24 protein-coding genes are annotated in these 24546 nt (G+C 55.2%); 12 read left to right on the forward strand and 12 right to left on the reverse strand.

Going from position 1 to position 24546, the window contains the following annotated elements; translation table 11 throughout:
* The first annotated feature begins 86 nt into the window (after nt 1–86).
* On the forward strand, nt 87–413 hold the full coding sequence (locus AABB92_RS07765; RefSeq protein WP_031376105.1) for a TusE/DsrC/DsvC family sulfur relay protein: 327 nt from the start codon (nt 87–89) through the stop codon (nt 411–413).
* Between the two features lie 13 nt (nt 414–426).
* Here AABB92_RS07765 and yccX read toward each other — a convergent pair whose 3' ends face one another.
* Entirely contained in the window at nt 427–705 is a 279-nt protein-coding gene (gene yccX / locus AABB92_RS07770) for an acylphosphatase (protein WP_031376106.1), read from the reverse strand.
* An 85-nt stretch (nt 706–790) separates the two neighbouring features.
* Between yccX and rlmI the strand changes: the two genes are divergently transcribed.
* Nucleotides 791–1981, forward strand: a complete 1191-nt coding sequence (gene rlmI, locus AABB92_RS07775) for a 23S rRNA (cytosine(1962)-C(5))-methyltransferase RlmI (protein ID WP_046288409.1) — start codon at nt 791–793, stop codon at nt 1979–1981.
* A 59-nt stretch (nt 1982–2040) separates the two neighbouring features.
* Nucleotides 2041–2358, forward strand: coding sequence for a heat shock protein HspQ (hspQ, locus tag AABB92_RS07780; protein ID WP_031376107.1), 318 nt, complete (start codon nt 2041–2043; stop codon nt 2356–2358).
* Between the two features lie 36 nt (nt 2359–2394).
* Here hspQ and AABB92_RS07785 read toward each other — a convergent pair whose 3' ends face one another.
* Nucleotides 2395–2808 carry a CoA-binding protein gene (locus tag AABB92_RS07785; protein WP_031376108.1) on the reverse strand — a complete coding sequence of 138 codons (414 nt, stop codon included), beginning with the start codon at nt 2806–2808 and terminating at the stop codon, nt 2395–2397.
* 176 nt (nt 2809–2984) lie between these two features.
* On the opposite strand from AABB92_RS07785, the gene AABB92_RS07790 reads away from it, so the two are divergent.
* Nucleotides 2985–3626, forward strand: coding sequence for a YccT family protein (locus tag AABB92_RS07790; RefSeq protein ID WP_031376109.1), 642 nt, complete (start codon nt 2985–2987; stop codon nt 3624–3626).
* Between the two features lie 69 nt (nt 3627–3695).
* Nucleotides 3696–4154, forward strand: coding sequence for a methylglyoxal synthase (gene mgsA, locus AABB92_RS07795; RefSeq protein ID WP_031376110.1), 459 nt, complete (start codon nt 3696–3698; stop codon nt 4152–4154).
* Nucleotide 4155: 1 nt separating this feature from the next.
* Here the strand turns inward: mgsA and helD are convergent, their stop codons facing one another.
* Nucleotides 4156–6210 carry a DNA helicase IV gene (gene helD, locus AABB92_RS07800; protein ID WP_031376111.1) on the reverse strand — a complete coding sequence of 685 codons (2055 nt, stop codon included), beginning with the start codon at nt 6208–6210 and terminating at the stop codon, nt 4156–4158.
* A 123-nt stretch (nt 6211–6333) separates the two neighbouring features.
* On the opposite strand from helD, the gene AABB92_RS07805 reads away from it, so the two are divergent.
* Nucleotides 6334–6774 (forward strand): YccF domain-containing protein, encoded by a 441-nt coding sequence (locus AABB92_RS07805; RefSeq protein WP_031376112.1) that lies wholly within the window; start codon nt 6334–6336, stop codon nt 6772–6774.
* Complete coding sequence (gene yccS, locus AABB92_RS07810; RefSeq protein ID WP_031376113.1) at nt 6758–8917, forward strand: YccS family putative transporter; 2160 nt, start codon at nt 6758–6760, stop codon at nt 8915–8917. The genes AABB92_RS07805 and yccS overlap by 17 nt, the downstream gene beginning before the upstream one ends.
* On the opposite strand, the gene AABB92_RS07815 is transcribed toward yccS, so the two are convergent.
* Nucleotides 8914–9543: a TfoX/Sxy family DNA transformation protein gene (locus AABB92_RS07815; protein ID WP_031376114.1), complete on the reverse strand. Its 630-nt coding sequence runs from the start codon at nt 9541–9543 to the stop codon at nt 8914–8916. The genes yccS and AABB92_RS07815 overlap by 4 nt on opposite strands.
* A gap of 211 nt (nt 9544–9754) precedes the next feature.
* Here AABB92_RS07815 and sulA point away from each other — a divergent pair, with 211 nt between their 5' ends.
* Nucleotides 9755–10246 (forward strand): SOS-induced cell division inhibitor SulA, encoded by a 492-nt coding sequence (sulA, locus tag AABB92_RS07820; protein ID WP_031376115.1) that lies wholly within the window; start codon nt 9755–9757, stop codon nt 10244–10246.
* A 350-nt stretch (nt 10247–10596) separates the two neighbouring features.
* Entirely contained in the window at nt 10597–11664 is a 1068-nt protein-coding gene (gene ompA, locus AABB92_RS07825; RefSeq protein WP_031376116.1) for a porin OmpA, read from the forward strand.
* An 84-nt stretch (nt 11665–11748) separates the two neighbouring features.
* On the opposite strand, the gene matP is transcribed toward ompA, so the two are convergent.
* Nucleotides 11749–12216: a macrodomain Ter protein MatP gene (gene matP, locus AABB92_RS07830; protein ID WP_139807893.1), complete on the reverse strand. Its 468-nt coding sequence runs from the start codon at nt 12214–12216 to the stop codon at nt 11749–11751.
* A gap of 53 nt (nt 12217–12269) precedes the next feature.
* On the opposite strand from matP, the gene AABB92_RS07835 reads away from it, so the two are divergent.
* Together AABB92_RS07835 and fabA are read left to right on the forward strand one after the other, a co-directional pair.
* A complete protein-coding gene (locus AABB92_RS07835) occupies nt 12270–14138 on the forward strand; it encodes an AAA family ATPase (RefSeq protein WP_046288410.1) in 1869 nt (622 codons plus the stop codon).
* A 68-nt stretch (nt 14139–14206) separates the two neighbouring features.
* Nucleotides 14207–14725, forward strand: a complete 519-nt coding sequence (gene fabA, locus AABB92_RS07840) for a bifunctional 3-hydroxydecanoyl-ACP dehydratase/trans-2-decenoyl-ACP isomerase (protein WP_008925876.1) — start codon at nt 14207–14209, stop codon at nt 14723–14725.
* A gap of 69 nt (nt 14726–14794) precedes the next feature.
* Here fabA and rmf read toward each other — a convergent pair whose 3' ends face one another.
* The 6 genes from rmf to rlmKL all read right to left on the reverse strand — a co-directional run bounded on the left by rmf (nt 14795) and on the right by rlmKL (nt 22764).
* A complete protein-coding gene (gene rmf / locus AABB92_RS07845) occupies nt 14795–14962 on the reverse strand; it encodes a ribosome modulation factor (RefSeq protein WP_072050988.1) in 168 nt (55 codons plus the stop codon).
* A 281-nt stretch (nt 14963–15243) separates the two neighbouring features.
* Nucleotides 15244–15813, reverse strand: a complete 570-nt coding sequence (gene pqiC, locus AABB92_RS07850; protein ID WP_046288411.1) for a membrane integrity-associated transporter subunit PqiC — start codon at nt 15811–15813, stop codon at nt 15244–15246.
* Complete coding sequence (gene pqiB / locus AABB92_RS07855) at nt 15810–17453, reverse strand: intermembrane transport protein PqiB (RefSeq protein WP_031376120.1); 1644 nt, start codon at nt 17451–17453, stop codon at nt 15810–15812. Before pqiB ends, pqiC begins: the two co-directional genes overlap by 4 nt.
* Nucleotides 17440–18708: a membrane integrity-associated transporter subunit PqiA gene (pqiA, locus tag AABB92_RS07860; RefSeq protein ID WP_031376121.1), complete on the reverse strand. Its 1269-nt coding sequence runs from the start codon at nt 18706–18708 to the stop codon at nt 17440–17442. The genes pqiB and pqiA overlap by 14 nt, the downstream gene beginning before the upstream one ends.
* Before the next feature lie 15 nt (nt 18709–18723).
* Nucleotides 18724–20643 (reverse strand): ABC transporter ATP-binding protein, encoded by a 1920-nt coding sequence (locus AABB92_RS07865; RefSeq protein ID WP_046288412.1) that lies wholly within the window; start codon nt 20641–20643, stop codon nt 18724–18726.
* Between the two features lie 6 nt (nt 20644–20649).
* Nucleotides 20650–22764: a bifunctional 23S rRNA (guanine(2069)-N(7))-methyltransferase RlmK/23S rRNA (guanine(2445)-N(2))-methyltransferase RlmL gene (gene rlmKL, locus AABB92_RS07870; RefSeq protein ID WP_031376122.1), complete on the reverse strand. Its 2115-nt coding sequence runs from the start codon at nt 22762–22764 to the stop codon at nt 20650–20652.
* 111 nt (nt 22765–22875) lie between these two features.
* On the opposite strand from rlmKL, the gene AABB92_RS07875 reads away from it, so the two are divergent.
* Nucleotides 22876–23985, forward strand: a complete 1110-nt coding sequence (locus AABB92_RS07875) for a YcbX family protein (protein ID WP_031376123.1) — start codon at nt 22876–22878, stop codon at nt 23983–23985.
* On the opposite strand, the gene AABB92_RS07880 is transcribed toward AABB92_RS07875, so the two are convergent.
* On the reverse strand, nt 23986–24528 hold the full coding sequence (locus AABB92_RS07880) for a cell division protein ZapC (RefSeq protein ID WP_031376124.1): 543 nt from the start codon (nt 24526–24528) through the stop codon (nt 23986–23988).
* Nucleotides 24529–24546: the final 18 nt, after the last annotated feature.

A 24546-nucleotide genomic window follows, 5' to 3' on the forward strand; every position in this document is an offset into this window, starting at 1 on the left:
TGCTCAACCCCGCTTCGGCGGGGTTTTTGCTTTTTCCGGTGAGCGAATTTGGTAAAATACGCCGTAATTAATCAAGAGGACCGAACGTGAATTTCAACGGTAACGAAATCGCCGTCGATGCCGAAGGCTATCTGAAGCATCGTGACGACTGGAGTGAGGCACTGGCCAGCCAAATCGCCGACCAGGAAGGTATTGTGATGACCGAAGCACACTGGGAAGTGGTGAATTTTGTGCGGGCGTTTTACCTCGAATACAACACCTCGCCGGCGGTGCGGATGCTGGTTAAAGCAATGGCACAGAAATATGGCGAAGAGAAAGGCAACAGTCGCTATCTGTTTCGGCTGTTTCCTGAAGGGCCGGCCAAACAGGCGACCAAAATCGCTGGTCTGCCCAAACCGGCCAAATGCCTGTAACCCGGACTTTTAGTCAGCCGGTGGTAAAACCGCGCGGTGGCTGAGCGGGCTGATGTGGTTCCACCAGCACCTGGTCAACCCGGGCGCTGCGCGGCCCGCCCGCTTTTAGCCAGCTGATTAACGCATCAACCTGTTCAGACTCACCGCAGGCCAGCACTTCAACGCTGCCATCGTCCAGATTACGCGCATAGCCCTGCACGCCGAGCGTTTTTGCCTCGGCCTGAGTGCTGTAACGAAAACCGACGCCCTGTACGCGACCGTGAACCCACGCTTTGACACAGGCTACTGACATTTTTCACTCCTGCTGCTGTTCGTTGCAATTTCCCGTTATCCACCGGACAATGGCGCCTCATTTTTTCAGGTAAGCATAGCAAACTATGACAGTCAGATTGATTCTCGCGAAGGGACGTGAAAAGTCCCTGCTCCGTCGCCACCCCTGGGTCTTTTCGGGTGCGGTTGCCCGTATGGAAGGCAAAGCGCAACTGGGCGAAACCATTGATGTTTGTGACAGTAACGGTAAATGGCTGGCCCGTGCCGCCTGGTCACCTCAGTCGCAGATCCGTGCCCGCGTCTGGAGCTGGCAAGCTGATGAATCCATCGACATCGCCTTCTTTGTCCGCCGTTTTGAACAGGCGCAACAGTGGCGCGAATGGCTGGCTGCCCGAGATGGTCTGGATAGCTACCGGCTGGTTGCCGGTGAATCAGACGGTTTACCCGGCGTCACCATCGACCGCTTCGGCAACTTTTTAGTGATGCAGCTGTTATCTGCCGGGGCGGAATATCAGCGTCCGGCGATTATCTCGGCCTTGCAGCACTGCTTCCCGGGCTGCGCCATCTATGACCGCTCTGATGTTGCGGTGCGTAAAAAAGAGGGACTGGAACTGGCGCAGGGCACCGTCACCGGTGAGATCCCGCCGCCGCTGCTGCCGATTACCGAACATGGTATGAAGCTGCTGGTGGATATTCAGGGCGGCCATAAAACCGGCTATTACCTCGATCAGCGCGACAGCCGTCTGGCGACGCGCCGCTACGCCAAAGATGCCCGGGTGCTGAACTGCTTTTCCTATACCGGTGGATTTGCCGTCTCTGCCCTGATGGGCGGCTGTAAAGAAGTGATCAGCGTTGATACCTCACAGGATGCGCTGGATGTAGCGCGTCAGAACGTTGAACTCAACCAACTGGACGTGTCACGCGCCCGTTTCGAACGGGATGATGTTTTCAAACTGCTGCGTCGTTACCGTGACGCGGGCGAAAAGTTTGATCTGATCATCATGGATCCGCCGAAATTCGTTGAGAATAAAAGCCAGTTGATGGGCGCCTGTCGTGGCTATAAAGATATTAATATGCTGGCGATCCAGTTGCTCAACCCAGGCGGCATTTTGCTGACCTTCTCCTGCTCCGGCCTGATGGCGACCGATCTGTTCCAGAAGATCATTGCCGACGCGGCGCTGGATGCCGGACATGAGGTGCAGTTCATTGAGCAATTCCGTCAGGCGGCTGACCATCCAGTCATTGCCAGCTATCCGGAAGGTCTCTACCTGAAAGGTTTCGCCTGCCGGGTAATGTGACTTGAAAAAGTGGCTCCTGACCCCATATTGGATCAGGAGTACTTTTTTCGGAGGTCACTATGATTGCCAGTAAATTTGGTATTGGTCAGCAGGTTCGTCATCGTTTGTCCGGTGTGCTGGGCGTTATCGTCGATGTCGATCCGGAATACTCGTTAGATGAGCCTAAAATTGAAGACGTTGGCGCAGAAGAGAAGTTGCGCAGCGCGCCCTGGTATCATGTAGTGATGGAAGATGAGGAAGGCGATCAGGTGCATACCTACGTTGCTGAGATTCAGCTTGCCGGTGAAACCAGCGTTGAGCATCCGGAACAGCCGTCAATGGATGAACTGGCTGCGTCAGTCCGCCAGCAATTGCAGGCCCCCCATCTGCGACATTAATCTGTGGCGGCACGGTTTGCCGCCACGTCTGCTCTGTTAACGCGTGATTCCCAGATGCGGAATCTCAATCTTCGGGCAGCGATCCATAATCACCGTCATGCCCGCATCCTGTGCCAGCACCGCCGCCTGTTCATTAATCACCCCCAACTGAAGCCATAGCGTATCCGCGCCCGCCGCGATCGCTTCCTGCGCGACGCCCCATGCGGCTTCAGAATTGCGAAACACATCCACCATATCGATTTTCCCGGGCACCTCAGCCAGGGTGGCATAAGCCTGCTGTCCCAGCAGCGTTTTACCCGCCAGTTTCGGGCTGACCGGGATCACCTCGTAACCCTGATCGAGTAAATACTTCATCACCCCGTAACTCGGGCGCTCCGGGCGATCACTTGCGCCCACTAAAGCGATTCGCCGGCTGCGTGTCAGCACATCTCGAATTGTCTGATCGTTCATTGTTATCTCCTTTCTGGCCTGCGTTGAGTGTAGATTGGCCTGGTGGTTCACGGCTAAGCCGGCAGCGAAATTAATTGAACCGGCGCACGAATAAATATGTTCAAATGTAAATTAACTGCCATAATGTAAGAATTTGCTACACACCTTCCCTTGCGCCCACTGCTACTGGAGTTGAAATGAAGCTGTCGCTGGCTGTCACGGGGTTGTTAACACTCCTCGTCTCGGCGTCTTGTTCTGCCATCACCTTAAAGCTCGATCCGCAGATTGACCTGTTAGTGCTGGATGGCCGAAAAATTTCAGGCTCGCTCCTCAAAGGCGCTGACAGCTTAGAGCTGGATCGCGGTCAGCATCAGTTTCTGTTTCGGGTTGAAAAGCAGCGCAACGATCGGCCGGATATGGTTCAGCGCTACCAGTCGGTACCGATGATCGTTACGTTTACCGCCGCCGCCAAAACCATCACCATTAAGCTGCCGCCACTGGAGACGAAACGCGAGCGTTACCATTTCGATCGCAGCCTCAATTTCCAGCTGGTGGATGAGCACGGCAAAGAGATTGTCAGTATGCGTGACCATCTGCCGGCCAGCGCCACCGCGGATATGGAAAAGGCGATGCTCAACTATAATCGCACCGGTCAGGTAGCCTCCGTGCCGCAGTTTGCCCGGCAGGTAAAGAGTTCCGCCCCCTCCGCCCGGTTAACTGCCGATCTTGCCTGGACCACCCAGGCGGAATTGCCCTCGCTACACCGCTGGTTTCAGCGTTTCGATGAAGCAACCCGCCAGCAGTTTATGACGCTGGTCAAAATGTTGCGTACGAGTTGATAGAGAGGAAAGGCCAGGGGTAAACTCATGCCACCGATTCTTCCGCATGAGACTTATCAGGAAGCCTTTATGGAACAAACCGTTCGTACCCTTGGCATAAAAAAACATATCGCACTGGTCGCCCATGACCATTGCAAAGCCGCGTTACTCGACTGGGTTAAACAAAACCAGGCCGCTCTCGAACCGCATACCCTTTACGCCACCGGCACCACCGGCACGCTGATCAATCGGCATACCGGTTTAACCGTTAACGCCATGCTGAGTGGCCCGATGGGCGGCGATCAGCAGGTTGGCGCAATGATCTCCGAAGGCAAAATTGATGCGCTTATGTTTTTCTGGGACCCGCTGAATGCGGTGCCGCACGATCCGGATGTCAAAGCGCTGCTGCGCCTGGCGACCGTGTGGAACATTCCGGTCGCCACCAACCGCTCAACCGCCGACTTCATTATTCAGTCGCCGCTGTTTGCCGGCGCGGTCGATATTATGATCCCCGATTATCAGCGCTACATGGCAGAACGCCTGAAGTAATTCAGGCTTTGCGCAGCACCGGTACACCGAGTTCGCGGAACTGTTCGACAAATACTGACGGCTGCGCTTTATCGAACATCAGCCAGACCTGCTGACGCGCCCGCGTCAGCGCCACATAGGCCAGACGTCGCTCTTCTGCATCCGGGAACGCTTCCGGCTGCGGTAACAATCCCTGTTCGATGATCGATTCGCGCGCCGCCGCAGGAAAGCCTTCTTTCCCCTGCTGTAAGCCGAGCAGAATCACGTAATCTGCCTGCTGTCCTTTACTGGCGTGAATCGTCATAAAATCCAGCTTGAGCTTTGGCCAGCGGGTCTTCGCTTTCTCCAGCAGTTCAGGCCGCAGGTAGTGGTAACGCGCCAGCAGCAGGATCCGTTCCTCCGGTTTTGCGTAGCCGCTGAGCTTGTTCAGCAGCCCTTCAAGCTGATCCTGCGCCAGCAGCGAAATCGACTTCTTATTCCCCCTGGTCACGCTATTAAGCGGTTTGCGTAACTGCTGTGGGTTTTGCTGCACAAAGCGATTGGCGATCTCTCCAATGCGATCGTTGAAGCGATAGGTGGTGTCCAGCACACAGCGATCGCCTTCACCAAAATAGTGATGAAAGGCGGTGGTCAGCGACATTTCTGCCCCGCTGAAACGGTAGATCGCCTGCCAGTCATCTCCCACCGCAAACAGCGAGGTACGCTTATTCTGCTGGCGTAATGCGGTCAGCAGCGCTGCGCGTTGCGGGGAAATATCCTGGAATTCATCGACCAGAATATGTTTCCACGGGCTGATGAAACGGCCCTTTTCCAGTATTGCAATCGCCTGGTGAATCAGGCCGGAAAAATCGACTGCGCCCTCCTCTTTCAGCGCACTCTTCCAGGCTTTCAGCAGCGGAGCCATTAGCCGGATGCGTTTGCTGAACAGGTCGCGCGTTTCGTCCGGCACTTCAGCAATCATCGCCGCCTGGGCGCCGCCGTGCATCCGCATCAGGCTCAGCCAGCGCTCCAGTCGCGTTGCCAGCCGGTTAGCCAGCCGGTCATCCTGCCAGAACGCGCCGTCCGGCAACTCCCACTCCAGCTCATCACGCAGCCATTGCCGCCAGCCGTTGGCCTGCGCTTTCTTCTCACTGCACTGCTGACGCCAGTGCTGAATCAGTAAGGCGCGGCGAGCCTCGGTATCGCTCTCCAGTTTACTGATCGCCGGCTGCTTATTACTGCCTTCGCGAATAATGTGCAGCGCCAGCGAATGAAAGGTACGCGCCTGAATCTCGCTGGCACCCAGTCGGGACTGGATCCGATCGTTCATCTCCTCCGCAGCCTGTCGGCCAAAGGCCAGCAGCAGGATTTGATCGGCGCTGGCCAGCCTGCGCTGCATCAGCCAGCCTGCCCGCGCCACCAGCACCGAGGTCTTACCGCTACCGGCACCCGCCAGCACCAGCAACGAAGCCTCACCGTTCACCACGGCTTCACTCTGGGCGGTATTCAGCGGCGTCGTTTCTACGCTGGCAAAGAAATCGTGGTAACGCGTCAGCATGGAGGCGGTCCAGTCACGGTTACGCTGACGCAGTGCCGTCTCGCCCTGCTCCAGCCAGCGCTGGCAAAATTCCAGGTCATCACGACAGGTGGCAAACTCATTGAGGCGGGTCAGCGGCAAGGGTAAGGCATCGAACTGTTTCACGATCTGCGCTTTTAAATCCTGCAGCTCACTGCGATTGAGCCAGCGATCCTGGGTGCTAAACGCTTCAATCGCGCTACGCAGCGCTTGCAGAACCTCACTGCACACCTCGCTCATCTCCAGGCTCCACTGCTGCCAGGATTGCAGCAGATAGTGATGAAAACGCTGCGTTTCCTGCCATTCCGTCCCGTGCAGCCGGACCACTTTTTCGTCAGCCAGTAAAAATTCCAGTTCACCCCACACCAGCCCGCGCTTGCAGGTGATATCCAGCAGCTGGTTAAAAGGGATCAGGTACTCATGCTTATCGCCGCTGACTTCCACGCCAGCCGCCATCAGACGGACCCGATTATAAGGATGCTGGGCAAGCCGTTTGCCCATGGAGGTTGCTTTCAGTTCCACGCCGACACCAACGACAGAGAATAGGATTAGGGGGAGTTTACCTGTCAGACCCTTGGCGCTCCAGCCTTAAAACAGGCTAAACTTGGCGTCACATCTTGCGGAATGCAAAAGGAAAAAAATGTCATGCGCACCGTCTTAAACGTTCTTAATTTCGTTCTGGGTGGCTTTTTCACCACCCTGAGCTGGCTGTTTGCCACCTTAATCAGCATTGTGCTGATTTTTACCCTGCCGCTGACCCGCTCCTGCTGGGAAATTACCAAACTGTCGCTGTTGCCATTTGGCAATGAAGCGGTGCATGTCGACGTGCTGCGCCCGGAAAACCGGAGTCACATCATGAACACCGGCGGAACCTTCCTGAATATCTTCTGGCTGATCTTCTTTGGCTGGTGGCTCTGCCTGTCGCACATTTCGGTCGGCATTGTGCAGTGCATCAGCATCATCGGCATTCCGGTCGGTATCGCTAACTTCAAAATTGCCGCGATTGCGCTGTGGCCGGTAGGACGCCGCGTCGTATCGGTGGAAGAGGCGCGTGCCGCGCGCGAAGCCAATGCCCGTCGCTATTAGTATGATGTCGAAAAGCCTGCCCGGCTGGCGGCAGTATCTGTTTAACAGTACCTGGCGCTACCTGCTGCGCATTCTGTTTGCGCTGAGCGGGTGTGCCGCCATTCCCTGGTGGCTGCACCAGATTGAGTGGACCATCCCGCTGACGCTGGGCGTGGTGGCCGCGGCGCTGGCGGATCTTGACGATCGGCTAGCCGGGCGGCTAAAGAATCTGCTGATCACCCTGCTCTGCTTCTGTATCGCTTCGGTGTCGGTTGAACTGCTGTTTCCCTACCCGCTGGCGTTTATTGCCGGACTGGCGATCTCCACCTGGGGCTTCATTCTGCTGGGGGCGCTCGGTCAGCGCTACGCCACCATTGCCTTTGGTGCCTTGCTGATTGCGGTCTATACCATGCTCGGCATCGGGTTGTTCAGCCAGTGGTATATGCAGCCGATTCTGTTGCTGGTGGGCGCGCTCTGGTACAACCTGCTGACCCTGCTCGGTCACCTGATGTTTCCGGTTCGGCCGGTTCAGGAACAACTGGCGGGCAGTTTTTCCCAGCTGGCGCGTTATCTGGATGCCAAAGCCAATCTGTTCGATCCGGATGCTGGCGAACAGGATGATGCGACCTTTATTGATGCCGCGATGGTCAACAGCCAGCTCGTCGCCCAGCTCAATCTGACCAAGACCACTCTGCAGAGCCGGTTGCGTGGCGATCGCGGTTCACGTGGTACCCGGCGCAGTCTGCACTACTACTTTGTGGCGCAGGATATCCATGAACGTGCCAGCTCTTCTCATCTGCAATATCACCTGCTGCGTGGTGACTGGCGCTATAACGAGATCCTGTTCCGCTTCCAGCGTTTACTCAATATGCAGGCCCAGGCCTGTCGGCAGCTGGCGCACTCTATTTTAATGCGTGAACGCTGGGTGCACGACAGCCGGTTTGAGCGGGCATTTGAACGGCTGCAAAAAGCCATAGAACGCCTTGAGCAGCGTGAGCCAGAGGCCACCCATACCCGTGCGCTTTACTGGCTGCTGCGCAACCTGCAGGCGATTGACGCCCAGCTGGCCTCTATCGAATCGGAGCAGACGCTGGCAGGCGACGATCCGCAGCACAGCGACAATCTGCTGTCACGCGAAGGTTTGAGCGGCTGGAGCGATATCAGGCTGCGCTTCAGTCGCCACCTTACCCCCGCTTCGGCGCTGTTCCGCCACGCGGTGCGGATGTCGGTGGTGCTGTGTATCGGTTACGGCTTCATTCAGATCACCGGCCTGGAGCGAGGCTACTGGATACTGCTGACCAGTCTGTTTGTCTGCCAGCCCAACTATAATGCGACACAGCGGCGGCTGGCGCTGCGTATTGGCGGGACGCTGGCCGGGATCGCTATTGGTCTGCCGGTGCTCTGGCTGGTGCCCTCGGTCGAAGGGCAACTGATTCTAATCGTGATCAGCGGGGTGCTGTTTTTCGCCTTCCGACAGGTGCAGTATGCGCAGGCCACGCTGTTTATCACGCTGCTGGTGCTGCTCTGTTTTAACCTGCTCGGCGAAGGATTTGAGGTGGCTTTACCGCGGGTGGTCGATACGCTTTTGGGCTGCGGTCTGGCCTGGCTGGCCGTCGCCTTTATCTGGCCAGACTGGCGCTTCCGTCAGCTACCGGCGGTAGCAGAACGCACCTTACAGGCCAACTGCCGCTATCTGGATGCGATTATGGAGCAATACCATCAGGGCAAAGATAACCGCCTGGCTTATCGCATCGCCCGGCGGGATGCGCATAATGCCGATGCCGAACTGGCGTCGGTGGTCTCCAACATGAGCAGTGAAAGCCGTACCAGCCAGACAATGCGTGATTCCGCTTTTCAGTTGCTGTGCTCAAATCACTCTTTCCTGAGCTATATCTCTGCACTGGGTGCGCATCGCGATAAAATTAGCGAACCGGAACTGCTCAAACTGCTGGATGATACGGTCTGTTATGTTGAGGATGTGCTGCAAACGGATGTCGTCAGCGATCAACAGGCTGAGACGATGCGTCATCAACTGGCTCAGCGGATCAGCCAGCTGGCCGCCGATGCGGATACACGTGCGCCACTGGTATTGCAGCAACTCGGCTTGCTGGTGGCGCTGATGCCTGAAGTCGCTCGCCTGCGCCGCACGCTTAACGCCGATTAGTTTACGCCGCCTTTGGGATTCAGCGTCATCAGTACGGTGCGCTGAAACCAGGCATTGAGTTCCGCCCTGACCGCCTGTGGCAGGGCGGCATAGTGATGGCCCGATATCGCCCCCTCCAGCGCCAGCAGCGTCTGTAGCCCGACATGCTGGTTTACCGCTTTCAGCTTCAGCCAGCATTGCTTAGCGCCGATCTCATACAGATGCTGCACGTTCAGAATACCCGCCTCATGTAACATCATCTCCATACGCACACTGAGATTAGGCAGATCTTTTAAGCGCAGTGATAACTGCTTACGCTGCTGCTCTTCCCTTGCGGTCTCCAGTGACGCAGCGGTTAACGTCAGCAGATGCGCTGGCGCATGCCATAAAGCGTCATCAACCCGATAGTAGTTAAGGCTGACCAGTACGCCACGCTTACGAAAGATTAATGGCTCGAGTGGACGCTGTGCGATGTATTCACGCAGTGGCTCGCTGGCGCGCAGATAGAGTGCGTCATTATTTACCAAAGCAAAAACTACCCGTTCGACAGCCAGCGCATAGCCACCAAACTGGGTTCGCGACTCGATCGAGCCCAGCGGGGCCAGCTGCGCTCTGGAACGTTCAATGATCGGATTTAACTTTTTCATCACATCACCTCCGTGTTATAGAAATATCTGAAATTATGTTTGGTTTCAGATAATTAGAAGATAGGAAAAAGCCTTATCCGGTTCAATGAATTAATAGCGGTTCCGCTAACCTTGTGACGTTTTTGCGAGGCGTTATCAGAAATTTGGGTTGATCTTTATGCGTAACGCCAGTACTGTATATTCATACAGTCCACTGCTGAGTGATTAACTTATGCGAACACAACATCCGAACAATGCACGCTATGCTCATCATTACGCGTCCTCTTCCGTATCCGCTTCTCAGCATGGCTGGATTACTGAGTTACGCTATAGTGAGCAGCCCGGAATGATGCAGATGTTACTGTTGCCGCTGTTGCAGCAGCTGAGTCAGCAGTCGCGCTGGCAACTGTGGTTAACCCCTGCGCATAAGCTGAACCGTGCCTGGTTACAGCAGTCCGGCTTGCCGCTGGATAAGAGCATGCATATTGCCGATTCTGAGCGTATGAACGCAGTTGAGGCGATGATAAAAGCGCTGCGTACCGGAAATTACAGTGTCGTTCTGGCATGGATTCCGTACGAACTGGATGAAGATGAACGACGTCAACTGGAAAATGCAGCGGCCGAAGGCGATGCCCTGGGATTGATTTTGCGGTCGAGTGGAACACCCGAAGCGCCTCTCGGACCACAAAATGCGCTAAAAATTCAGTCGGATTTGTTTCATTAAGTAAAAGTCGGAACTTTCTCAAGCTATATTTCTTATCTGTCGTCGCTAAACCACTGATTCTGTTAGTTCGAGCGTTGACAATGGTTTAGCAGGTTTTTTGGCTATTGATCCGCGACGATAATACCAGGCTAATTGTTAGAATTTGTGTATAAATCTCTGTTTTTTTACAGAAGCGCCTCACATCATACTTGTAAGTTTCCAATCTCGTTGTAGACTTTATCTCGCCAGGGTGCTCAATAACCTCCGTTTTTTTGCGGTAGAGTCATAAGCGAGCGTTTTGACCCGGCGAAGGATTAAACCAAGAGCAACCTTTTTGCTCATTGCCTATTTGGATGATAACGAGGCGCAAAATGAAAAAGACAGCTATCGCAATTGCAGTGGCACTGGCTGGCTTCGCTACCGTAGCGCAGGCCGCTCCGAAAGATGACACCTGGTACACCGGTGCTAAACTGGGCTGGTCTCAGTACCACGACACTGGTTACTACGGTAACGGTTACCAAAACAATGACGGTCCAACTCACGAAAGCCAGCTGGGTGCAGGTGCATTCGTTGGTTACCAGGCAAATCCATACCTGGGCTTCGAGCTGGGCTATGACTGGCTGGGTCGCATGCCTAATAAAGGCAACGTGACTAACGGCGCGTTCAAAGCACAAGGCATTCAGCTGGCTGCTAAACTGAGCTACCCAATTTATGACGATCTGGACGTGTATACTCGTCTGGGCGGCATGGTATGGCGTGCAGACTCAACGCAGACTAATCCTGTTAATGGCCGCATCAGCGACCACGACACCGGTGTTTCTCCACTGGCAGCAGTTGGTGTTGAGTATGCGCTGACCAAAAACTGGGCTACCCGTCTGGATTACCAGTGGGTTAACAACATTGGTGATGCACAGACCGTTGGTACCCGTCCAGACAACGGCATGCTGAGCGTAGGCGTTTCATACCGCTTCGGTCAGGATGAAGCTGCTCCAGCACCAGCTCCGGCTCCAGCGCCAGCACCAGTTGTTGAAACCAAGCGTTTCACTCTGAAGTCTGACGTTCTGTTCACCTTCAACAAAGCTACCCTGAAGCCAGAAGGTCAGCAGGCTCTGGATCAGCTGTACAGCCAGCTGAGCTCAATGGATCCTAAAGATGGTTCCGTTGTCGTACTGGGCTTCACCGATCGCATCGGTTCAGAGCAGTACAACCAGAAACTGTCTGAGAAACGTGCTCAGTCAGTAGTAGATTACCTGGTATCTAAAGGTATCCCTTCTAACAAGATCTCTGCACGTGGCATGGGTGAATCTAACCCAGTTACCGGCAACACCTGTGACAGCGTGAAAGGCCGCAATGCCCTGATCGACTGCCTGGCGCCGGACCGTCGTGTAGAAATCGACGTTAAAGGCATCAAAGACGTTGTAACTCAGCCACAGGCTTAAGTTTACACGTAATAAAAAACCCCGCTAAGGCGGGGTTTTTTTATGCCAGTCTGTCGGCAAAGTTGCCAGACTATACGGGTGTAGTTACTCTTTTTCTGAGCCAGACTTACCGAGAATCGCCTGCAGATCTTCTCTGAGACTCGACATCTGATTGGCATACTTCTCTTTGCGTTCGGCATCTTCAATCAACTGCACTACCGTCTCAGACAAGGTACTGTTACGCCGTTGCGCCAGTCCTGCCAGCCGTTGCCAGACCAGATACTCAAGGTCAATCGACTTCTTCCGCGTATGCTGATGCTCAGCATTGAAGTGACGTTTGCGCCGCGCACGAATGGTCTGCTTAAGCCGATTATCCAGGTCGGCATGAATATGCTCAGCAATCCATTCGTTGACCGTAACCGGATTATTTTCCATCGCCAGCAGCTTATCGACTGCCGCCTGCGCCGCACTTAATTCAAGGTGACGCGTGATCAGTTCACCTTCCCGATGTTTTTTCACCAGGTATTTCCATTTCCATCCACTTTCAAGATTTTCGAGTTGCTGGTATTTCATCGGAATCTCATCGTGATCACGTAACGAGCTAAGAATAACAGCTTTTTTCCCGGATGCAGCAACGAAAAACATGCTGTCAACGTCACATCTTCAACAGGAAGTCTGCAGTGCTTAACAAGGGTGAATCCTGTATAATCTCGCTTTTCTTAAATCAGACAAATGCGATTATTTTGACCAGCACCCAACTTACGTGGCAAACCTTACAGCCGGATAGCGCACAATACCAATCCGTTTTCTCCCGAATTGCTGATGAAGAAACCGATGCTCTGGCAACGGTACAGCCCCGATTGCTGAATGCACTGGCGCATTTACACCACCAGACGCAGGGATTCCCGTTACTGCTGGTTCGCAGCCAGGAAAATCGCGACTACCTGGCGCAGATAGCCCAGGCGGCTCAACGGGTCATGGAGGAAACCACTACGCTGTATGGTGGTGATTACCATATCATGGCCGACAACGTCACGCTGCAGCCCCCTTCTGACCCGCAACGTCCTTTCACCAGTCAGGGCGGTATTCACTTCGCCGACTGGATTGAGACCGAACAGCTGTTTGGCTGCGTGCGTCAGCATAAAGATCGCATTCAGCTTGAGCCGGGCCTGATCCATCGCGCTAACGGCGGCACACTGGTGCTCTCGCTGCGCAGTTTTATGACCCAGCCGATCCTCTGGTTACGCCTGAAGAAATGCATCGAGCAGGGTTATGTCGACTGGACCTCTCAGGATGAACGCCGCCCGCTGCCGATCGCTATCCCGCCGCTGCCACTGCAGTTAAATCTGGTCCTGTGCGGCGATCGAGAAGCGCTGGCTGATTTTCAGGAACTCGATCCTGAAGCACATGAAATGGCGATCTACACCGAATTTGAAGAGAACATTCAGATTCTGGATGAAGATGACATGCTCGCCTGGTGCCGCTGGACTGCTGAGCTGGCGCAGCAAGCCGGGCTGCCGTTACCGGAAGTGGATTTCTGGCCGGAGTTGATTAAAGAAGGCGTACGGTTCAGCGGCGATCAGGAAACGTTGCCGCTCTGCCCGCGCTGGTTACAACGCCAGATGCGTGAGTCAGCGCTGATGGGCGAAAAGCTTAATGCGGAAGCGCTGCGTGATGCGCTGGAAGCGCGCCTGTGGCGTGAAAATTATCTCAACGAGCGGATGCGCGATGAGATCCTGCTGAAACAGATCCTGATTGAGACCGAAGGCGAAGTGGTCGGCCAGATTAACGGCCTGTCAGTGGTGGAGTATCCCGGTCATCCACGCGCCTGGGGCGATCCATCACGTATTACCTGCGTAGTGCATCCCGGCGACGGTGAATTTACCGATGTTGAACGCAAAGCAGAACTGGGCGGCAATATTCATGCGAAAGGCATGATGATTATGCAGGCCTATCTGATTGCCGAGCTGGAACTGGAACAGCAGTTGCCCTTCTCGGCGTCGCTGGTGTTTGAACAATCCTATTCTGAAGTCGACGGCGACAGCGCCTCGCTGGCAGAGCTGTGTGCGCTGATTAGCGCGCTGGCAAACCAGCCGGTCAATCAACAAATTGCGGTTACCGGCTCGGTCGATCAGTTTGGTAATGTGCAGCCGGTCGGCGGGCTGAACGAAAAAATCGAAGGCTTCTTCGATATTTGCCATCAGCGCGAACTGACCGGCCAGCAGGGTGTCATTATTCCTGCCTGCAACGTACGCCACCTGAGTCTGAATCAGGCGGTGGTCAGCGCGGTTGAGCAAGGTCGCTTCCATATCTGGGCGATTGAACGTGCTGATGAAGCACTGCCGCTACTGACCGGCAAAGTCTGGGATACTGAGGATGGTGAAGGCGACAGCCTGCTGCGCACCATTCAGGAACGTATTAGCCAACTGAACCAGTCGGACGTGCCGCACCGTCCATGGGGACTACGCTGGCTTAACTGGTTCAACCACCGTTAATCCGATTTGCTCAGCGTACAACTGTTCGCTAATATTCGTGATTCACTAAAAAAAGGCTTATTGTAAACATGGTAGATAAACGCGAATCCTATACCAAAGAAGATCTGATTCTGTCAGGTCGTGGTGAACTGTTTGGCGAAAATGGTCCGCCGCTTCCGTCAGGCAACATGTTGATGATGGACCGCGTGGTCAAGATGACCGAAGACGGCGGCAAATATGATAAAGGCTTTGTTGAAGCAGAGCTGGATATCAATCCTGACCTTTGGTTCTTCGGTTGCCACTTTATTGGCGACCCGGTAATGCCCGGTTGCTTAGGTCTGGATGCCATGTGGCAGCTGGTCGGTTTCTATCTGGGCTGGCTGGGTGGCGAAGGTAAAGGTCGTGCGCTGGGCGTAGGTGAAGTGAAATTTACCGGTCAGGTTCTGCCTGAAGCGAAGAAAGTCACTTACCGTATTCACTTCAAACGCGTTATCAACCGTAAACTGGTGATGGGCGTTGCCGATGGCGAAGTGCTGGTCGATGGCAACCTGATCTATACCGCCAGCGATTTGAAAGTGGGCCTGTTCAAAGATACGGCGGCTTTCTAAGCGTTTCCCCGCAGAAACGAAAACCTCCGCGCGCAGCGGAGGTTATATTCCCTTTTCAGTGACATCCGGCTAGGCAGCTACCGACCTGTCCTCCATGGCTTGTCGCCACCCTCCCAACCAGTGAGACTTAGCGTCAATCATCTGATACGGACACATCTCTTTTGAGCGTCCAGTAATGCCTGCCTGATAACCACGTGAATGGGCGCGTTCGAGGCGGTCTCGTTTCTGTCTCTTCATACTCCGTGTCCCTCATGTAAGGTCTGTGGAATCTGGTGGAAAGAAAAAGGTGGTGAATTAATGTTCAACCACCCTAATGTTCTACCCGCTACGCGCCCAAAGATCAATGCGCAATCTTCACGCCAGTGTCATAAATGTGACCTCTGTCTGACAAAAATGCGCTATTTTGTGATGCAGATGGCAACACTATCCCACTGATTAAGCTAATAAAAAAGCCCCTGCTTTTCGTCGCTAGTGCTTAACGAAAAATCAGGGGCTTAGCTTATTTATTCATACTCTTCTTAATTTAACGCAACCGTACTGTTGGCGATCTGCTGCGCAGTTTGCTGCCAGCCCACCGCCAGCGTTCTGACCAGCGCATCGTAGCCATCTTCGTTCTGCGGCAGCGCCAGATTGAACGCCTGCTTTGTCAGATGGCCCTGATGTTCCAGCGTCCACTCTCCACTGATCACCGCTTTGCCGTCGTAGCGCCCCTGGAAGCCAGTAATGGTCACGTTCAGCGTGTCGTGCTGCGCACCCATCGGCGTACCGGCAACCAGTCTGCCCGGCAGGGCTTTGCTGAGGTTGGTAATCAGCGTTTGCTGCAATTGCTGATCGAGCGGACTGGCCCAAAGATTATTGGCGGCGATAACATATTTTACGTCACTGGTCTGATAGACCAGCCCGTTACCCGCCAGATAATCAGGCACCGTAACCTGCTGCACCCACAGCATCGGTTGTGCTTCAGTCGTGCTGCTACTGCTGACCTTCATCGGTGCCGCCCCGGAGGGCAGCTGATACCAGGTATTATCGATGGTGCTGCTGCACGCGCTCAGCAGCAGCGCGGCAGAGAGTATCATTCCTTTCTTCACTGTTTCGCCCTCTTAGGCTGGGGATCCTGTCCCGGTTTCGCCTCAAACACCAGCGCGTTGCTCTTGGTATTCAGCGTCTTCAGCACCGGCTGCAGTTCACGCAGCACCTGGTCGAGTCGCTGCATATCTCCGACCAGCTTGCTGTACGCTGGCGAGCCTGGCTGCAGTCCTTTCATGCTGCGGTTCAGCTCACGCAAGGTCTGTTGCATATCTTCCGGCAGCGTTTTCATCGCCGGGCTGGCCGTCACTTTATTGATGTTATCGATGGTGCGTTGCAGGTCACGCATCGTTTTCTGGCTCTCTTTTAGCGTGCCGGTCGCCTGGTTAATCATACCGTTAAGCGGCAGTCCGTTGATCTTATCCAGCGCCGCCATCAGCTTCTGCTGAATCTGGCTCAGGCCACCGCTGACGGTTGGGATTACTTCATAACCCGACACTTTCTGCGGCCCTTTATACGCTGGTGCATTGTCGTAGAAGTCGAGATCAACGTATAACGCGCCTGACAGCAGGTTGCCGGTTTTCAGCGTGGCACGCAGGCCGCGTTTCTTACCATCCTGCAGATGCTGCTGCAGATCGAAGTTCTCGCCCAGTCGGCTGATAAAGCGATCCGGTTCGATGCGAATCAGCACCGGCACGCGGTAATCATTGTTCAGCGCCTGATCCAGACCCGCTTTCATCAGCGGTGCTTCAGATACCGTACCGAGGCGAATGCCGCGGAATTCAACCGGCGCACCGGCCTGCAGACCACGAATCGAATCGGTGAAGAACAGCAGATAATCGATATGGTTGGTATACAGTGAATCCTGAATGCTGCGTTGATCGTCAAACAGATGATAATCAGACTGATTCTGTGCGGCCTGGCCCAGATCCCAGCCATCCGGCACGTCAAAGCTGACGCCACCGCTGAACAGCGTGGTCAGTGAACCCATTTCTACCCGCATACCTGAGGCAGACATATCAACGGCGATGCCGCTGTCCTTCCAGAAGCGGACATTGGTGGTGACCAGCCGATCATACGGTGCCGCGATAAACAGCTGATAGGTCATCATGCGTTTATCGGTATCGAAGGTGCTGGTTTCTACCGTACCAACGCGATAGCCACGGAACAGCACCGGATCGCCAGGGTTAAGCTGGCCGGCTTTTTTACTGTCGAGGATAATGCGGATGCCTTTAGCATCCGGCGGCGCTAAAGGGGGTGCATCCAGCAGGTTAAACTGTTCTGGCGCTTCACTTTTGGTGCCTGGCTGTAATTCAATGTAGGCACCCGACAGCAGGGTTCCTAATCCGCTAATGCCTTCGCGACCAATCTGCGGTTTAACTACCCAGAAAACGCTGTCTTTGTGCAACAGTTTTCCCATACCGGCATTAAGGCGGGCCTTAATTTCAACGTGGTGGAGATCGTCGCTTAGCACCGCGCTCTCAACCACGCCAACATCAACGCTGCGGCTTTTAATGGTGGTTTTACCCGCTTCGATGCCCTCGGCATTTTCGGTAATCAGGGTGACTACCGGTCCCTGATGGCTGAAGTGATAGAACAGAATCCATCCGCCGATTAACAGCGTGACGATGGGGACAATCCAGACCGGCGACCAGCGCTTGATCTGCTCCACCTTTGCGTGGCCGTGGTTAATTTCCGTCAAGGCGCGGCTCCTTTACATTGTTTGCGTGTACACGATCCCAGGTTAATCGCGGGTCAAAGGTCATTGCAGCAATCATGGTCAGAATGACCACCAGCGCAAATAACACTGCCCCCCACGCGGGATACACACTCATTAATTGCCCCATGCGCACCAGCGCAGAGAGCACTGCAATCACAAATACGTCGATCATTGACCAGCGGCCTACAAATTCAACCACTTCATAAATCAGGTGCATCTTGTGGCTATCATGCCTTCCACGTCCGCCGGCATCCCAGCAGAGCCAGCCGATCGCCAGCATTTTCAACGTCGGCACCATAATACTGGCGATAAAAATCACCAGCGCCACCGGATAAGAACCGTCGCTCCACAGTAAGATAACGCCCGCCATAATATTGGAGGGATAAGCGCTGCCCAGCGTTTCTGTCACCATAATGGGCATCAGGTTAGCGGGAATATAGAGAATGACCGAGGTCAGCAGCAGCGCCAGCGTCCATTGCAGGCTGTGTTTACGGCGGACGGATGCCACCACTCCGCAGCGGGTACAATGCCGCTGGTCGGCGGGCAGAATGGCGGTGCAGCAGGGACAAGATCGCAAATCCTGCTGCAGGCCGGTGACGCCGACTTTGGGTGGATGCGGCAGAGCCGGTAGTGGCGCAATGCTCTGCCACAGCTGACGCCGATCGATGCACTGAAAGGCCCGCAGTTGCAGCAGGCAGAACAGACACCATGGCCAGAAGCTGGTTTCCAACCCGATATCGCCGTAGGCCATCAGCTTGACGAAACTGACCAGTACCCCCGCCATGAAGATTTCCGCCATGCCCCAGTTGCGTAACTGAAACAGAATGCGCGCCAGCCCCAGTTTCAGGCTGTTGGGCAGCGGCACCGGATTTACCAGCAGCAGAATGGTGATCATGCAGAACGCCGGGATCGCCTGAACAAACAGCAGGAACAGCGTCGCCAGACTGCTGTAGTCCTCCGACACCATTACCTGCGGTATCTCCGCCAGGCTGATCTGGCTGCTGAGCCCGGCCACTTTCATGGTGATAAACGGGAACAGGTTAGCCAGCAGCAGCATAAACAAGGCCGCCAGCGCATAACCGGTTGGCCGTCTGCGCGGCTCGTGCCAGTTCGCCGTCAGGGAAGTCTGGCAGCGCGGGCATGAGGCGCGGCTGCCAACAGGGATGTCCGGCAGCTTATTCATTAAATCGCATTGTGGACAGAGCATCCACGCGTCACTTTTATCTGCTGAACACATCCGTTATCCCTTGCTCTACGCGCCGTTTTTCATTGACTCAAGCTCTTCCCAGCGCGCAAAAGCCGTTTCCAGTTCCTGCTCAGCCTGCGCCAGACTGTCCAGCACCGGTTGAGTCTGGTCATGCGCCTGGCTGAAGAAGTCCGGATGACTCATTTTCGCCTGCAGTTCGCCAATTCGCGCTTCCAGCTGTTCCAGCTTTTGCGGCAGCTGTTCCAGCTCACGCGCCAGGTTATAGCTTAGTTTGTTAACGCTGCGTTTGGCAGCATCGCTTTTCTCTGACGCAGGTTTTGCCACAGCAGCAGTTGCTTTCGCCGGTGCGCCCGCTTTTTGCTGCTTATAGGCCGCACGCTGCTGTTGTGCATCGTGATAGCCGCCGACGAAGGTGCCGATCTCACCGTTGCCTTCGAAGATCCAGCATTCGGTGACGGTATTGTCGACAAACTGACGATCGTGGCTCACCAGCAGCACGGTGCCCTGATAGCCATCAATCAGCTCTTCCAGCAGCTCCAGCGTTTCAACGTCGAGGTCGTTGGTCGGTTCATCGAGAATCATCAGGTTGCTGGGACGCAGGAACAGACGCGCCAGCAGCAGGCGGTTACGTTCACCACCGGACAAGGCACGCACCGGCGTCATGGCGCGTTTTGGGTGGAACAGGAAGTCCTGCAGGTAGCCCAGCACGTGACGTGGCTTGCCGTTGACCAGCACTTCCTGCTTGCCTTCCGCAAGGTTATCCATCACGGTGCGGTCCGGATCGAGTTCGGCGCGATGCTGGTCGAAATAGGCCACTTCCAGCTTGGTGCCAGAGTGCACGCGGCCATGATCGGCTTGCAGCTGCTGCAGCATCAGGCGTAGCAAGGTGGTTTTGCCGCAGCCGTTCGGGCCGATCAGCGCAATTTTATCGCCACGCTGGACCTGGGAAGAGAAGTTCTTCACCAGCACTTTGCCGTCAACCGCATAGTCGACGTTTTCCAGCTCAAATACGATTTTGCCTGAGCGCGAGGCTTCGCCCACCTGCATATTGGCTTTGCCCATGACTTCGCGACGTTCTGAACGTTCACGACGCAGCGCTTTCAGTGCACGCACACGGCCTTCATTACGGGTACGACGCGCTTTAATACCCTGACGGATCCAGACTTCTTCCTGCGCCAGCTTGCGGTCGAATTCCGCGTTCTGCATCTCTTCAACGCGCAGCGCTTCCTCTTTCCCTTCCAGATACTGGTCATAATTGCCCGGCCAGGAGACCAGCTTACCGCGGTCGAGATCGACAATTCGCGTCGCCATATTGCGAATAAACGAACGGTCATGCGAGATAAACACGATGCTGCCGCTGAAGTTCTTCAGGAAATTTTCCAGCCAGTCGATGGTTTCGATATCGAGGTGGTTCGTCGGCTCATCCAGCATCAGTACGCGCGGATTGCTGACCAGCGCCCGGCCGAGCGCCGCTTTACGCAGCCAGCCACCCGACAGCGATGAAAGTTCGGTATCAGGCTGCAGACCAATCTGCTCCAGCACATCATTGATACGGCTTTCCAGCTGCCACAAATTCTGGTGGTCAAGAATGCTTTGCAGGCGTGCCATCTCATTGAGGTTTTTATCGCTGGGATCTTCCATCACCACATGGGAAATGGCGTGATAAGCCTTGAGATGTTCGGCCTGCTCTTCCACGCCTTCGGCGACGAAGTCATACACTGAACCGGTAATATTGCGCGGCGGGTCCTGCTGCAGACGCGCAACAACCAAATCGGTTTCATAGACGATGCGGCCATCATCCAGCGGCTGTTCACCGTTGATGATCTTCATCAGAGTCGATTTACCGGCACCGTTACGGCCCACCAGACAGACGCGTTCGTTCTCTTCGATGTGCAGTTCGGTATTGTCTAACAGCGGCGCATCGCTGAAGGAGAGATAAGCGCCGTGGATACTGATTAATGACATGTAAACTTATTCCTTACCGACGTGAGTGATCAGCCAGCAGTTGTGAATTTGACGGTTACGCGCGAAGTCCTGCGACTGCGTTTTTTGGGTAATGTCCTGCGCCTGCAGGCCCAACGCCTTTAGACCATCCATATCCATTTTGAAACCACGTTTGTTGTTGGAGAACATGATGGTGCCGCCGCGACGCAGCAGACGCTTCAGGTTGCGCATCAGCATCATGTGATCGCGCTGAACGTCGAAGCTCTCTTCCATACGTTTTGAGTTTGAGAAGGTCGGCGGATCGATAAAGATCAGATCAAAATTCTCATCGCTTTCGTTCAGCCAGCTCAGGCAATCCGCCTGCATCAGGCGATGCTGACGACCGGTCAGGCCGTTCAGACGTAAATTGCGCTCCGCCCACTCCAGATAGGTACGCGACATATCCACCGTGGTGGTTGAACGCGCCCCGCCAAGGCCGGCATGCACGCTGGCGGTGCCGGTATAGGCAAACAGGTTGAGGAAATCTTTCCCCTGACTCATCTGACCCAGCATTTTGCGCGCAATTCGGTGATCAAGAAACAGACCGGTGTCGAGATAATCAGTCAGGTTGACCCAGAAACGCGCATTAAACTCTTTGACCTCAAAATAGTCGCCCTTCTCGCTCAGCTTCTGATACTGCGCTTTGCCTTTCTGGCGTTCACGCGTTTTCAGGATCAGGCGGTCGGCGGGCAGTTCGAGCACGGTGAGCGTCGCACTGATCACATCGAACAGGCGCTGGCGCGCTTTGTTCGGATCGATGGTTTTCGGCGGCGCATATTCCTGAATGATCACCCAATCAGCGTAGCGATCGACCGCCACGTTGTAGTCAGGCAGATCGGCATCATAGATGCGGTAACACTCAATGCCTTCCTGCCGCGCCCACTTCTCCAGCTTCTTCAGATTTTTACGCAGGCGGTTGGCATAATCTTCCGCAATCTGGCCGGCGCTTTCACCGCTGTTGACCGACAACTGATAATTTTTCTGTACGCAATCCAGCGGACCGTTTTTCGCTTTGAACTGGCGATCGGCGCGCAGTTGCAGACAGCTCAGCAGTTCCGGCGAGGCGCTGAACAGTGACAGGTTCCAGCCGCCAAAGTGCAGCTTCATCAGGCGTCCGAGCTGGCTGTGCAGCGCAATCAGCGCCGGCTCGCTCTCCAGACGTTCACCGTAAGGCGGGTTGCTCAGCACCGTGCCGTGGATCAGCGGATCGACCGGATTGGTCAGCTTCAGCAGATCCTGCTGGGCGAAGGTAAAGAGTTCGAAGACGCCAGCGCGACGGGCATTGGCCTGCGCCCATTCCAGCACCCGACCATTGTTGTCATAGCCGAAGAAGCGTGCCTGAGTCGCCGCCGTGCCGTTACGGGCGCGGGTCTGCGCTTCGGTTTTCACTTCCTGCCACAGCGCGGCGTTAAACTGACTCCATGCGGTGAAGCCCCAGTGCTTACGCAACAGGCCCGGCGCGCGATCGCAGGCGATCAGTGCTGCTTCGATCAGCAATGTGCCCGATCCGCACATCGGATCGATCAGCGGCGTGGTTGGCTGCCAGCCTGAACGCAACACGATCGCCGCAGCCAGGTTCTCTTTCAGCGGTGCCTGTCCGGTCTGCTGGCGGTAGCCGCGCTGATGCAGCGCACTGCCGCTCAGATCCAGCGCAATACTGGCGCGATCGTCGTTCAGCCAGACGTTAATCCGGATATCCGCCTGTTCGCGATCCACATTCGGGCGCTCCAGATTCTGGCGGGTAAAGCTGTCGACAATGGCGTCTTTAACTTTCAGGGCGCCGAACTGGCTGTTGCGAATCGAATCATTGGTTCCACTGAAGTGCACCACAAAGGTTTTGTCGCTGCCGAACATCGTTGGCCAGTCAACACTTTGCACACCCAGATAAAGATCCAGATCGCTGTAGACGCCAAACTCTCCCAGCGGCAGCAGGATGCGTGAGGCTAAACGGCTCCACATCAGGCTTTGATACATTACGCGCTCGTCGGCCTGGTAGTGAACACCGCCCTGCACCACCTGCAAATCCTGCGCGCCCAGCGCGTCCAGCTCACTTTTTAACAGCTCTTCGAGCCCACGCGCCGTGCTGGCAAACAGAGAATTCATATCGTCACTTTTTAACTCTTGAGAAAATTGTTGCGCATTATAGCGAATCGGAGACCTATGTCATAAAGTTAGCTACTTTTGTCTTGCGCGCCTGGTTTCAAGGAGATCACCATGATTACGCTTTCCCGCCTGTTTATTCATCCTGTGAAGTCGATGCGGGGATTGCAACTGTCGCATGCGCAGGTCTCAGACAGCGGACTGGCGTTTGATCGCCTGTTCATGGTGACTGAACCTGATGGAACCTTTATTACCGCGCGACAATACCCGGAGATGGTCCGTTTCACGCCGGCGATTCTGCCGGATGGCCTGCTGCTGCTGGCGCCGGACGGCACTCACACAAGCGTTGGCTTCAGCGATTTCAACGGGCAGTATCATCCGACCGAAGTCTGGGGCAACCATTTCACCGCTCGTATTGCGCCAGATGCGATCAATCAGTGGCTCAGTCAGTTCTTTCCGCGCGAGGTGCAGCTGCGCTGGGTCGGCCCGCAACCCACCCGGCGGGTTAAAAATTTCGCCTCGGTGCCGCTCAGCTTTGCCGATGGCTTCCCGTTCCTGCTGGTCAACAGTGCCTCGTTAGCCGATCTGCAACAGCGCTGCCCGGCCAGTGTGCGTGTCGAACAGTTTCGGCCGAACCTGGTCATCAGCGGTGCCGCAGCCTGGGAAGAAGATGGCTGGGCGGAGATTCAGATTGGCGAGGTGTTATTCGAGGTCACCAAACCGTGCAGCCGCTGCGTGTTCACCACCGTCAGCCCGGAGACCGGAAATAAACATCCGGCCGGCCAGCCACTGTCGACATTGCAGGGCTTTCGCAGTGCGCAGGACGGCAGTGGCGACATCGATTTCGGTCTGAATTTAATTGCCCGTAATTCGGGCGTGGTTCGCGCCGGCGATACGGTTACCGTTATTAAACGACGTTCGCCGCGTGTTTACGGAGCAGGTGAGGTGGTTCAGACGCTGCAACCCCGGCAGCAGACGCCGTCGGCCGTCAATATTACCTTTCAGGGTCAGACCTTCACCGGTGATAATCAGCAGGTGCTGCTGGAACAGCTGGAGATGCAGGGATTCCGCATACCTTACTCCTGTCGGGCAGGATTATGTGGCAGTTGTAAGCTCAGGCTGGTCACGGGTGAGGTAAAGGCCCTGAAGCAAAGCGCCATTGGTCAGGATGGCACTCTGTTGAGTTGCAGCTGTATTCCGGCAGGCGATGTGGAACTGAACTGATTACACCGCGCGGGCGTAGCGCGGCATAATATCCTGACAGTAAGGTTGCAGGCGGTCGTTCATCACTTTGATGGCATCGCCAAGCACCATCGCTTTGCCCGCCAGCGTCAGTCCGGGCTGAGCCAGCAAACAGAGCGCAGCGTTATCCCCCTTCTCTACCACCAGCAGTCGTGCCTGCTCGCCATTTTCCGCCAGCGTAACCTGCACCATCTCACCGACATTCGGCCGCAGGGCCGGCGCATAAGAGGAGAAGTGCCAGCTTTTCGGCATCAGCGGTTTCAGGAATCGTGCCGCCACCAGCGCATTTAACACCAGCTCAGCACGGTGCTGGCTGCTTAACTTACACTGACGACAGGTCTCTTCGAAGGTGAAATAGAGCGCGGCATCATCGACACAAAAGCCGGTTTCATTAAACGCGTCCGGGGTGAGCATTTTGCGGGAAAAGCGGGAACGAAAAAGCATACCGTCAGCCAGGTCGAGCATCATTCGGTCGTGGCTGGCATCAAAATACCAACGCCAGTTATCATCAGGTTTGATTTTCATAGTGTGCCCTGTATTTAC

The sequence above is a fragment of the Pantoea brenneri genome (genome assembly GCF_038594305.1).
Lineage (GTDB): Bacteria > Pseudomonadota > Gammaproteobacteria > Enterobacterales > Enterobacteriaceae > Pantoea > Pantoea brenneri.